The organism is Actinoalloteichus fjordicus (assembly GCF_001941625.1).
Classification (GTDB): domain Bacteria; phylum Actinomycetota; class Actinomycetes; order Mycobacteriales; family Pseudonocardiaceae; genus Actinoalloteichus_A; species Actinoalloteichus_A fjordicus.
In genome coordinates this window covers 2,678,948-2,691,073 of sequence record NZ_CP016076.1, presented here as the reverse complement: position 1 = coordinate 2,691,073, position 12,126 = coordinate 2,678,948, and the positions used below count along the sequence as shown (strand labels likewise).

9 protein-coding genes and 1 pseudogene are annotated in these 12,126 nt (G+C 71.1%); 7 read left to right on the top strand and 3 right to left on the bottom strand.

Features of this window, described 5'->3' with window-relative positions; genetic code table 11:
* Nucleotides 1-229: 229 nt before the first annotated feature.
* The 3 genes and pseudogenes from UA74_RS12035 to UA74_RS33490 form a co-directional block, all read right to left on the bottom strand.
* Nucleotides 230-892 carry a hypothetical protein gene (locus UA74_RS12035; RefSeq protein WP_083683145.1) on the bottom strand — a complete coding sequence of 221 codons (663 nt, stop codon included), beginning with the start codon at nt 890-892 and terminating at the stop codon, nt 230-232.
* Nucleotides 889-1,314 (bottom strand): hypothetical protein, encoded by a 426-nt coding sequence (locus tag UA74_RS33495; RefSeq protein WP_232237898.1) that lies wholly within the window; start codon nt 1,312-1,314, stop codon nt 889-891. Before UA74_RS33495 ends, UA74_RS12035 begins: the two co-directional genes overlap by 4 nt.
* Nucleotides 1,315-1,472: 158 nt before the next feature.
* Nucleotides 1,473-1,907, bottom strand: a pseudogene (locus UA74_RS33490) (ATP-binding cassette domain-containing protein); the annotation flags it as partial.
* Between the two features lie 65 nt (nt 1,908-1,972).
* Between UA74_RS33490 and UA74_RS12025 the strand changes: the two are divergent.
* From UA74_RS12025 to UA74_RS11985, 7 genes are all read left to right on the top strand, one after another.
* Nucleotides 1,973-3,178: a PucR family transcriptional regulator gene (locus UA74_RS12025; RefSeq protein WP_075740325.1), complete on the top strand. Its 1,206-nt coding sequence runs from the start codon at nt 1,973-1,975 to the stop codon at nt 3,176-3,178.
* Between the two features lie 262 nt (nt 3,179-3,440).
* Entirely contained in the window at nt 3,441-3,824 is a 384-nt protein-coding gene (locus UA74_RS12020; RefSeq protein ID WP_075740324.1) for a MerR family transcriptional regulator, read from the top strand.
* 636 nt (nt 3,825-4,460) lie between these two features.
* Entirely contained in the window at nt 4,461-5,582 is a 1,122-nt protein-coding gene (gene pdhA, locus UA74_RS12015) for a pyruvate dehydrogenase (acetyl-transferring) E1 component subunit alpha (RefSeq protein WP_075740323.1), read from the top strand.
* 87 nt (nt 5,583-5,669) lie between these two features.
* A complete protein-coding gene (locus UA74_RS12010) occupies nt 5,670-6,662 on the top strand; it encodes an alpha-ketoacid dehydrogenase subunit beta (RefSeq protein WP_075740322.1) in 993 nt (330 codons plus the stop codon).
* Between the two features lie 25 nt (nt 6,663-6,687).
* Complete coding sequence (locus UA74_RS12005) at nt 6,688-8,025, top strand: pyruvate dehydrogenase complex dihydrolipoamide acetyltransferase (protein WP_075764372.1); 1,338 nt, start codon at nt 6,688-6,690, stop codon at nt 8,023-8,025.
* A gap of 808 nt (nt 8,026-8,833) precedes the next feature.
* Nucleotides 8,834-9,037, top strand: coding sequence for a hypothetical protein (locus tag UA74_RS11995; protein ID WP_075740320.1), 204 nt, complete (start codon nt 8,834-8,836; stop codon nt 9,035-9,037).
* Nucleotides 9,038-9,455: 418 nt separating this feature from the next.
* The gene (locus UA74_RS11985; RefSeq protein ID WP_075764370.1) at nt 9,456-11,960 is read left to right on the top strand and encodes a DEAD/DEAH box helicase; all 2,505 of its coding nucleotides are present in this window, start codon (nt 9,456-9,458) and stop codon (nt 11,958-11,960) included.
* Nucleotides 11,961-12,126: the final 166 nt, after the last annotated feature.

Sequence of the window (12,126 nt, the reverse complement as noted above, 5' to 3'; positions counted from 1 at the left end):
CACCTGTCCTCGCAGGTGGCAGAGCCGTCGTCGCGGGCCGCGTCTGCTCCGCCGGCCGAAGTCCGGACGGGCGGGCGACCGCCCTGCTCAGGGGTGGCAGCCGGCGTCCGAGTTCGATGGCGACTCGACGACGACACAGCCGGTGCCCCGTTCCGGCTTCCGGCGACAACGGCTGTGATCGTGCCGACGGCCCTGGGAGCCCCGTCCGTTGTGGCCGACGCCGCCGTGGTCAGCGTCGTCGCGCCACTCGCAGGGTCGTCGCGGCCGCCCCGAGGAGCAGCAGCACGGCCACCCCGAGGTCGAGAGCCGTGCCGGGCCACGGCGACCCGCCCGTCGCCGACGCGGCACCGAGTCTGGCCACCGTCGTGCCGACCGGCGGCAGCCACGGGGCAAGCGCGGTGAGCAGGACGACGCCCGAGGCCGCGGCGACGGTCCAGCCCGGCCGGTTCAGCACCGGTCGAGCACACAACAGGCCGACGGCGGTCCCCGCCAGCGCGGCGGCCAGATGAGCCGCGATGCCCAGTCCGACGAGGGTGAGCGGATACGAGTAGCGGCCGGTCAGGATCGGCCAGCACACCGCGAGGGCGACGAGCAGCAGGTCGACCAGTACGCAGACGCCGAGCACGCCTGCCAGCACCCGTCCGTGACCGCCTGCCGCCACCACCGTGACACTCCGCTGGACGGGTTCCTCGGCGTTGGCGGCGGCGACGGCGAGCCAGGCACTCGCCGGGTAGAGCAGCAGGACCGAGGCGGCCCACGGGCCGGGTGGCGCCCCCGCGTCACCGCCGAAGAGCACCGCCAGCGACCCCGCGCAGACCAGCAGCGGCGCCAGGAAGAGCTGAGAACGCAGCAGGTCGGCCAGGGTGTACCGGACGGTGGCCAGGGTCCTCACGTCGGTTCCTCCTTCGCTTCCGCCTCTCGAGCCGCCCCAGCCGCTGGAGCCACCTCGGTGTCACTGCCTCGGTCCGGGCCGGGGGCTGCGGCGCAGGCCGTCGAGCGACGTCCGCCGGGCATCTGGTGAACACCGCGTACCGAACAGCCCGCATGCAGCGCCCGCAGCAGCAGGACGTCGCAGGACGGCGCCGCGACCTGCACGACCACGAGTCGAGAGCCCGCGTCCTCGCGCACTCCGGCGGACAGCCGGACGCCGGCCGGCTCCTCCACCGCCCCCGTGACCGCGACCGGGTCCTCGTCCACCGGCCGGGCGGGCAGCCCCGCCAGCAGCGGCGTCGGATCACGCGGACAGGACAGCTCGACCCGCATCCACTCCCGGACGCCGTCGTCCGAGCCATTCGGGAGCGGCTCCTCGAACACCGTCCCGTCCCGCAGGCGGACCGCCGAGGCGCCCGGCAGTGCGGTGGCCGTGCGGTGTGATCGGCGAGCAGCACCGCGGTGCCCGAGGCGGCCGCCGCCGACAGCCGGGCGCTCAGCTCGGTCCTGGCCGCCTGATCGAGACCCGCCCACGGCTCGTCCAGGACGAGCAGGTCGACCGGATTCGCCAGTGCCTGGGTGAGCGCGACCTTCTGGGCATTGCCCTTGGAGAGGGTCGACATCGCGGCGGCGACGTCACCGGCGAACCCGAGGGCGGTCAGCAGGTCGCGATGGCGTGGCGCGGCGTCGACGGGCCGGACGCCCCGCAGCGCAGCCATATGTCGCAGGTAATCGGTGGTGGACAGCCGCAGCCGGGCCGGGAAGCGGTCCGGGACGTAGCCGATCGCCGAGGGCCGGTCCACCACCGTGCCCTGCGAGGGTCGGGTGACGCCCGCCGCCACCCGCAGCAACGTCGACTTTCCCGCTCCGTTGGCGCCGAGGAGCACGATGATCCGTCCGGGCGGGACGCTCAGCTCGACGTCGACGAGGACTCGTCGACCGCGTGGGTGGCGCACCCCCACCTGTCGCAGTCGCATCATCCGGCGATGATCGCAGAGCCGAGGTCGACGGCCGCTCCTGAGCGAGGAGGTAGCGTCGAGGAGTGCCCGCCCCCGCCGCCGACTCCGTCGAACAGATCACCCGTTCGCTGGCCCAGACTCGCCTCGCCGACGTCCCGGTCCTGACCGAACGGCTGCTCGCGGCCATCTTCACCGACAACCCGGACTGGACCGACTATCGTCCGGTGCCGCGCGACGACCTCCGCGACGGCTGCCGTCGCTATCTCGGCCAGGTGCTGCGGGTGCTGTGCGGCGAGGTCGAGTCGGCCGAGGACGACGTGGCCACCGCCATCGGCCGGGACCGCGCCGAACAGGGCGTCCCGCTGGCGGCGATGCTGCGGACGTTCCGGCTGGGCGGCCGGATCGTCTGGGAGGCGCTGGTCGAGCAGGCTCAGATCGACGGGGCCGAGCCGGACGTCATGCTGCGGGTGGCCACCTCGATGTGGACGGTGATCGACGAACTGTCCTCGCGGCTGTCGACCTCCTACCGCGATACGGAGCTGGAACGACTGCGCAGCGACGAGCAGCGGCGGCACGCGCTGGTGGAAGGCCTGCTCAACGGCCAGGCCCGCGACGCAGGGTTCGCCCAGCGGACGGCCAAGGAGCTGGACCTGCCCACCGGAGGCCGTTATCTGGTGATCGTCGCCGAGGCGCGGACCGACGGCGGCTTCGCGCTGCGGGGCCAGAAGCAGGCGCTGGATTCGCTGCATCTGCGCTCGGTGTGGCAGGTACGGGCCGACACCCTCGTCGGTCTCGTCGCGCTGGAACGACGGGACGAGGAGCTGGCGCTCGACCGGCTCCGCCCCCTGGCGCGCGGACGGGTCGCCGCCTCACCCGCCGTGGCGGGCCTCGCCGAGCTGGGCACCGGTCATCAGCTCGCCCTGACCACCCTCGGCACCGCCCCGCCCGGCGAGACGGGCCTGTTCTCCCTGGCAGAACGGTTCCCGGAGGCGCTGCTGGTGCAGGCACCCGATCTCGCCCGCAGGCTGGTGGACTCCCAGTTCGGCCCGGTGCTGGAGCTGCCGAAGCGGGAGCGCGACATGCTGCTGGGCACCCTGGCCTGCTGGCTGGAGGAGGACTGTTCAGCCGCGAACGCCGCCGTGCGGCTGCACTGCCACCGCAACACGGTGCTGAACCGACTCCAACGGATCAGCACGCTGATCGGCCGGTCGCTGCACGGGCATCGCGCGCACGTCACGCTCTCGCTGGCCCTGGCCGCCCTGGCGCTGTCCGACACCGGCCGGTCCTGACCCCGCAGCTCGGCTCACCCGTCCGGCTCGACCACGTCCGACTTCGCGCCGCCACCGGGGCGCGAGCGACACGGTGTGCCGGGGATGGTGGAATCGACGTCGGACGGCGCTGCGGCACCGGACTCGGCATCTCGGTGGAGGCCCGGCGCAGTCGTCGCCGATCGCGACGCGAGGACGGGACGGGCGACCCCGCGACGAACCGAAGGCCACTGCGGCGCGCAGGTCGAGCACGGCGCCGCGCGGACGCGACGGAGGCGAACAGATGCGCATCGGCGAACTGGCGCGGCGGACCGGGACCACCGCGCGGGCGCTGCGCTACTACGAGCAGCAGGGGCTGTTGTCCTCGACGCGCCGGGAGAACGGCTACCGAGACTACGACGTGGCTGCGGTGATCCGCGTCCGCAACGTGCGCCATCTGCTGGACATCGGGCTGCGTTCGGAGGACGTCCGGCAGTTCGGCCCCTGCCTGGCCGTGGACCTGGTGAACATCCCGCCGTGCGCCGAGGCGGTGGACGTGTACGAACGGCGGCTGGCCGCCGTCCGGACCCGACTGCACCGGCTGCACGACGTCCAGAAGAGTCTCAGCGCCCAGCTCGCGGCGGCCGGCGCGGAGCCGACCCCGACTGCGACTCGGTCCCGGCGGTAGGTCTGCCGAGCGGCCTGGCCGGCCCGCCGGGTCAGCTCGGCACGCCGCCGGGGCACGGAACATGGAGCGCACCTCCCCGTCCCGGACATCCGACCCCTGGCTGGGAGCACTGGGCACTGGGCACTGGGCACTGGGCATCGCGGCACTGGGCATCGAAGCCCTCCCCGACCGGCACCCGCGCGGGACGATCCGCCCCTGACCCGTTCGCGGGCATCACCCGATTGGGCGCACCGCCCAGTTCGAAGCCTTCAGGTCTGGGCGGCCAGGCATGGCGCGAACGTGGTCCCGGTCACGACACTCTCCGTGAGACCCGTCGGGCGTCATGCTGCCCCGACGCGGCGAGGGCAGTACGAAGGAGCACATCGAGGTGCAGGGGTCCGACCGTCGCTCGGACGGCCGCGCGACGGAGCAGTCCGCTCCGGGTCCGCGCCTGCCGTCTCGTCGCCAGGGCAGGCGACGAGCAGCGACGGCGGGTCCGAATCCTCACCTCAGCACACCGTGTGGCGGCAGTCCGTCGCACGCGGACCTCGGCGGACCGGCCTGCCCACACCGGTCCGCCGACGACAGTCGCTCGCGGAGTGCGTGCAGGAGAGACCGCTCAGGCGGCCTGCTCGACCTCTTGAGAGGAGATCAGTGATGGCAGAGACGACCACCCGCAGGGGGTCGGCGACGCGCGCCGGTGCCAAGGCTCGCGGCAGCCGTTCCCGAGGCAAGGACGCGCAGGAGACCGCTGCGCCCGCCGAGCCGTTCGCGGGCGAGTCCCCCGAGGTGCTGCGCGACTATCTGCGTCAGATGACGCTGATCCGCCGGTTCGAGGAGCGGGCCGCACAGGGCTACACCCAGGCCAAGATCGGCGGCTACTGCCACCTCAACCTGGGCGAGGAGGCCACCGTCGTCGGACTCATGACGGCGCTGCGACCGACCGACTACCTCTTCACGAACTACCGCGAGCACGGCTATGCACTGGGCAAGGGCATCGAGCCCGGCCGCGTGATGGCGGAGCTGTACGGCCGCACGACGGGCACGTCCAAGGGCTGGGGCGGCTCGATGCACATGTTCGACGCCCAGGCTCGGCTGCTCGGCGGCTACGGCATCGTCGGCGGCCAGCTTCCCCTCGCCACCGGTGCAGCCCTGGCGATCGACTACCGGGGCGGCGACGAGGTCGTCATGTGCCAGATGGGCGACGGGACCACCAACATCGGCGCCTTCCACGAGTCGCTGAACATCGCGGCGCTGTGGAACCTGCCGGTGGTCTTCGTGGTGATCAACAACTACCTCGGCATGGGCACGACGGTGGAGAAGTCCTCGGCCGAGCCCGAACTGCACAAGCGTGCGTCGGCCTACCGGATGCACGGCGAGCGGGTGGACGGCAACGACGTCCTCGCGGTTCGCGAGGCGGCGAGCAGGCTGGTGGAGCGGGCCAGGGAGACCGGGGCGCCCGCGTTGCTGGAAGCGGTCAGCCACCGGCTCAAGGGCCACTCGGTGGTGGACCCGGCGAAGTACCGCAGCGAGGAGTCGGTCGAAGCGGCTCGGGCGGCCGACCCGGTGGTGCAGTTCCGGGCTCAACTGATCGCGGCGGGCCTGCTCGACGAGGAGGGCGCCGAGGAGATCGACCGGCAGGCCCAGGCCGAGGCGGACGCCGCGGTGGCCTTCGCCGACGAGAGCCCGCACCCCGACCCCTCGACGCTGTTCGACTACACCTACGCCACTCCGGTGGCGGGCGAGGACCGCCGCCTGCCCGCCGATCCGCTGTTCTGATCGCAAGCGGCTCCCCACCACCGGCATCGCTGATCGGCCCGCCTCACCCGGCGGAACCGGTCACGAGGACATCCCAGGAGAAATCCCTTGGCCGTCATCACCTACCGTCAGGCGCTGCGCGACACGCTGCGCGCGGAGATGCTCCGCGATGAGGACGTGCTCCTCATCGGCGAGGAGATCGGCATCTTCGAAGGCTCGTACAAGATCACGGCCGGTCTGCTGGCCGAGTTCGGCGAGAAGCGGGTACGCGACACCCCCATCGCCGAGGAGGGCTTCGTCGGCGCGGCCATCGGCGCGGCGATGCTGGGCCTTCGGCCGGTCGTCGAGCTGATGACCATCAACTTCTCGCTGATCGCCCTGGATCAGATCGTCAACCACGCCGCCAAGATCTACGGCATGTTCGGCGGTCAGAACAGCGTCCCGATGGTCATCCGGATGCCCGGCGGCGGCGGTCAGCAGCTCGGCGCGACGCACTCGCAGAACATCGAGCTCTACTACGCGTTCGTTCCCGGTCTCAAGGTCGTCGCGCCGAGCACCCCGGCCGACGCGCGGGCCCTGATGAAGGCCGCGATCCGGGACGACGACCCGGTGCTGTTCCTGGAGAACCTCGCGCTCTACAACACCAAGGGCGAGGTCCCCGACGAGGTCGAGCCGGCCGAGATCGGCAAGGCAGCGGTGACCCGCGAGGGCACCGACATCACGATCATCGGGTACTCCCGGATGGCCGTGGTGGCGACGCAGGTCGCCGAGCAGCTCGCCGAGCAGGGGATCTCCGCCGAGGTCATCGACCTGCGCAGCCTGCGCCCGCTGGACCGCGAGACGATCGTGGCCTCGGTCCGCAAGACAGGCTGTGCCGTCGTGGCCGAGGACGACTGGCTGACCTACGGCATCGGCGCGGAGATCGCCGCGACGATCTCCGACGGCGCCTTCGACTACCTGGACGCCCCGGTGCGCCGGGTCGCCGCAGCCGAGGTGCCGCTGCCCTATGCCAAGCCGCTGGAACGGGCCGCACTGCCCTCCGCCGAGTCCCTGACCACCGCAGTCCACGAGACCCTGGACGCGGTCGGCCGCCGCCGCTGATCGCCAGCCTTCGCCGAGGAAGAACATGACTGAGATTCAGATGCCACGGCTCTCCGACACCATGGAGGAGGGCGTGATCTCCGCCTGGTTGAAACAGGAGGGAGACACGATCAGCCGAGGCGACGTCGTCGCCGAGATCGAGACCGACAAGGCCGTCATGGAGCTGGAGGCCTACGACGACGGCGTGCTGGAGAAGATCCTGGTGCCTGCCGGCGAACTGGTGCCGATCGGTGCGGCCATCGGGCTGCTCGGCGACGGCTCCGGCTCCGCGTCGGCCGCCGCGCCCGCCGCGCCCGCCGCCGAGCCGAGCACCGAGGCGGCTCCCGAGCCTGCCGCCGAGTCCACCCAGCAGGCGGACGCCGCAGCCGAGGCCGAGGGCTCCCCCGCCTCCCCCGCCGGCCAGCAGGCCGAGTCGACCGACGCGGCGCCCGCCGAGGCGGGCTCCCGGCCCCGTTCCTCGCCGCTGGCCAGGAAGATCGCCAGGGAGGCAGGCATCGACCTGGACTCCGTGGCGGGCAGCGGCCCGCGTGGCCGGATCATCCGGGCCGACGTGGACGCCGCCGTCGCCGCCAAGCGGGCCGCCGACGCCGCCCCGGCCGAGGAGAAGCCTGCGACCGCGTCCGCCCCGGCGAAGCCGCAACCCCAGGTCCAGGCCGACGCCGAGGACGTCGAGGAGATCCCGCTGAGCAACATCCGGCGGGTGGCGGCCAAGCGGCTCACCGAGAGCAAGCAGCAGGCGCCGCACTTCTACCTCACCAGCGCGGTCGACGTCACCGAGCTGCTGGCCTTCCGCGCCGACCTCACCGCCAGGGTGCAGGCGGCGGGCGGTCCCAAGGTCAGCATCAACGACCTGCTGGTCAAGGCCGTGGCCACGGCGCTGCGGGCCAACCCGACGGTGAACGTCTCCTTCGCGGGCGACAAGATCCTTCAACACAAGCGGATCCACCTGGGCATCGCGGTGGCCATCGAGTCCGGCCTCGTCGTGCCGGTGCTGCGGGACGCCGACCGCAAGAGCGTGTCCGAGCTGGCGAGCGAGGCCAGGGAGAAGGCGGGCCGCGCCAGGGAGGGCAAGCTCAAGACCGACGAGATGACCGGCGGCACCTTCACGATCTCCAACCTCGGCATGTTCGGCATCGAGGAGTTCGCCGCCGTGATCAACCCGCCGGAGGCCGCGATCCTCGCGGTCGGCTCGGTACGCGACGAGCTGCGGCTGCGCGAGGAGGGCAAGAACAAGGTCGAGGTCCGCAAGATCATGCGGATCACGCTGTCGGCCGATCACCGCGCCGTCGACGGCGCCGTGGGGGCCGTCTTCCTCCAGCAGCTCACCGCACTGCTCGAAGACCCCATCCGCATCATCGCCTGAACTCCGGCGAGGGATCTCCGCCCCGCACGCCACGCGACCCCGCTGCCCGGTCCGAAGCACCGGGCAGCGGGGTCGTGGCGCCCGGTGCGGCAGCCCGGTGGAGGCCGCAGTGCACCACGGGCGTCTCATCCGTCCCAGCCACCGTGATGAGTGAGCCGTCGATCAGGGGAAGTCGGGCCACGCGGCGCGTGGAGATCCAGGCCTGGCCGACGGCGGGACGGACCGCGTGATCGGGGCACCGTCGAGGCCCGAATGACGGCCCTCGACGACCCGCTTCTCACCATGACACGTCGACCACCACCTGGCATCGACCGGCTTCCGAGCCGTGCCTGCGTCCTCACCGCACCGGCCGAGAAGGGCTGTGAACGGACGGGTTCACCAGAACACCGGCTCCGGCTGCGCCTGCCGGTGCCTGCCATGCGAGTCCCGGGCTGCCTGCGCGGTCTCGAGCCTGCTCGATTTCCGATCACCCTCCGCCGGTGGACGACTTCAGAGCCGAGAACGTCGTCTAACGAATCAGACGCTTGCGCGTCTAATCTCCTTAAACTCGTGATGATCAAGCGGATGAAGCCGCAAGAGTACTCAGTCTGGTCAGGCCAGCAGCACACGATCCGGGACTGACCACCGAGCAGATCCCCGGTCGAGGAAAGGGATCACATCTGATCTTCGTAGTACGCAACGAACACGACATCGAGGTCGGCCGATTCGCTATCACCGGCCACAGTCGCGAGCTGTCCTGGACGGTGCTGCGGAGCATCGAGAACGCTCTCGGGCATCTGTTCGGGGAGAAGTGGATGGAGGAGAAGTGATGTCTCTACCGATCTACGTGGTCAGAGTCAGCCGCGAGGACAACCTGTGGGTCGCCGTCGTCGACGGACTTCTCGGCGGCGCGACTGAAGCGGTGCGGTTGGACACCCTCGACGTCGAGGCTCGCGATCTGATCTCCGGTCTGACCGACGCCGAACCAGACGCGTTCGAGATCGAGTGGCGTTATGAACAGGGACGGCCATGACCTCACCCGATACCGAGTGACCTGCGACGACGAGAAGGAGAGGCGGCGAAGGCGTTGCTGCTGCGGGACGACGCCCGCCGGGTCGCGATCCCGGGCCTCCGGCGAGCTCGTCTGAGCTTCCGAGTCATCGCCGAGTTCCTCGGGCTCTCGCACCAACGGGTGCAGCAGTTGGCCGAGGAACGAGCCGGAGACGGCGGCCGATCGAAGGCCTCCGCCCGATCGCCGCAGCCGCCGAGCGGCAGGCCGACCCCCGCTTGGAGCACGCGTCCCTGACCCGCTCGGAGTCCGTTTGGCTGCCGACCGCGCCTGCCGGTTCGCCGGCGTCCACGGGCCCGCGGTCGAACCTGGCAGCCCCGATACCGCGACGGGGACACCCGAGGTACACGGGTCAGAGCGCAACAGGCACCATCGACGCACCATGACGCTCACCGACCGGATTCCCGCGAACCCCGAACCCGACGTGCTCTTCGAGGCCTTCTCCGAGTGGGCCGAGGAGCAGGGCCTTGCCCTCTATCCCGCGCAGCAGGAGGCGCTGATCGAGGTCGTCACCGGCTCGCACGTCATCCTCAGCACTCCGACCGGGTCCGGGAAGAGCCTGGTCGCCGTCGGCGCTCACTTCACCGCGCTCGCCCACGGCAGGCGCAGCTTCTACACCGCGCCGTTGAAGGCGCTGGTGTCCGAGAAGTTCTTCGCGCTCTGCGACACCTTCGGCGCGGCCAACGTCGGCATGCTGACCGGCGACGCGAGCGTCAACGAGACCGCTCCGATCATCTGCTGCACGGCGGAGATCCTGGCCAACATCGCGCTGCGCGACGGCGCCGAGGCCGACGTCGGCCAGGTCATCATGGACGAGTTCCACTTCTACTCGGAGCCGGATCGGGGCTGGGCCTGGCAGGTCCCGCTGCTGGAGTTGACCAAGGCCCAGTTCGTCCTGATGTCCGCCACGCTGGGCGACGTCACCCGCTTCAAAGAAGATCTCACCCGCCGGACCGGCCTGGCCACCGCCGTGGTGCAGTCCGTGGAGCGTCCCGTTCCGCTGATCCACTCCTACATCGTCACGCCCCTGCACGAGACGATCGAGGACCTGCTGCAGACCCGCCAGGCTCCCGTCTACATCGTGCACTTCACCCAGGCCGCCGCCGTGGAACGCGCCCAGTCGTTGATGAGCATCAACGTGTGCACCCGCGCGGAGAAGGACGCGATCGCCGAGCTGATCGGCGGCTTCCGGTTCACCGCCGGGTTCGGAAAGGTGCTCTCCCGGCTGGTCCGCCACGGGATCGGAGTGCACCACGCCGGGATGCTGCCGAAGTATCGACGGCTGGTGGAGCGGCTCGCGCAGGCAGGTCTGCTGAAGGTCATCTGCGGCACCGACACGCTGGGCGTCGGCATCAACGTGCCGATCCGCACCGTGCTGTTCACCGCGCTGAGCAAGTACGACGGCATCCGCACCCGCCACCTCAAGGCACGGGAGTTCCATCAGATCGCGGGCCGCGCGGGCCGAGCCGGGTACGACACGTTGGGCACGGTCATCGTGCAGGCTCCCGATCACGTGGTGGAGAACGAACGTCGGTTGAAGAAGGCGGGTGACGACCCGAAGAAGCGGCGGCGCGTCGTCCGCACCAAGCCGCCGGAGGGCTTCGTCAACTACGGCGAGTCGACCTTCGACCGACTGGTCGCGGCCGACCCGGAGCCGTTGACGTCGAGCTTCACCGTCAACCACGCGATGCTGCTGAACGTCATCAGCAGGCCGGGCGACGCCTTCCAGGCGATGCGCAGGCTGCTGGAGGAGAACCACGAGCCACGCAAGTCGCAGCTCCGGCTGATCCGGCGGGCCATCGCCGTCTACCGGGCGCTGCTGGCCGCAGGCGTCGTCGAGCGACTGCCCGAGCCGGACGAGGCGGGCCGCACCGTCCGGGTGACCGATGACCTCCAGCTGGACTTCGCGCTGAACCAGCCGCTGTCGCCGCTCGCACTGGCGGCGATCGACCTGCTCGACCGCGAGTCGCCCACCTATGCCCTCGACGTGCTCTCGATCATCGAGTCGACGCTGGACAATCCGAGGCAGGTGCTCTCCGCCCAGCTCTTCAAGGCCCGCGGCGAAGCGGTCCAGCAGATGAAGGCCGACGGCATCGAGTACGACGAGCGGATGGAGCTGCTGGACTCCGTCACCTACCCGCAGCCGCTGGCCGAACTGCTCGGCGCCGCGTTCGACATGTACCGGCGCGGCCACCCCTGGGTCCTCGATCACGAGATCGCGCCGAAGGCGGTGGCCAGGGACATGTACGAGCGGGCCATGACCTTCACCGAGTACGTCGGCTTCTACAGCCTGGCGCGTTCGGAGGGCCTCGTGCTGCGTTATCTGGCCGACGCCTACAAGGCGGTGCGCCAGACGGTGCCGGAAGAGGCCAAGACCGAGGAGCTCAATGACCTGATCGAGTGGCTCGGTGAGCTGGTCCGGCAGGTCGACTCGAGTCTCCTGGACGAGTGGGAACAGCTCACCGACCCGGGTCAGCCGGTGACGGCGGAGGTCACCGTCGGCGACCGGCCGCGCGGGGTCACCACGAACGTCCGCGCCTTCCGGGTACTGGTGCGCAATGCGCTCTTCCGTCGGGTCGAGCTGGCGGCGCTGCGGCGCTACGACCTGCTCGGCGAGCTGGACGGGGAGTCCGGTTGGGACGCCGACGCCTGGTCGGAGGCGGTCGAGCCGTACTTCGAGGAGCACGACTCGATCGGCACGGGACCGGACGCCCGAGGCCCGAGGCTGTTGATCATCGAGGAGGAGGGCCGGACCTGGCGGGTGCGGCAGATCTTCGACGACCCGGCGGGCGACCACGACTGGGGCATCAGCGCGGAGATCGACCTGGACGAGTCCGACGAGGCGGGCACCGCCGTGCTCACGATCACCGGGGTCGACGGCCAGTAGGGGCTCGGTGCGGCGGCCCACGACGCAGCCATCCTGGGCGAGCCGCTCACGAGCGTCGCCGAATGCGCTGTCGAGAGGGGCCGTCGCCGCTCCGCCACCCGGCGGATTCGGCGGCGGCCGGGGCACCACCCGCGCCACGCGGGTTCGGACAGGCTGGCGCGTGTGT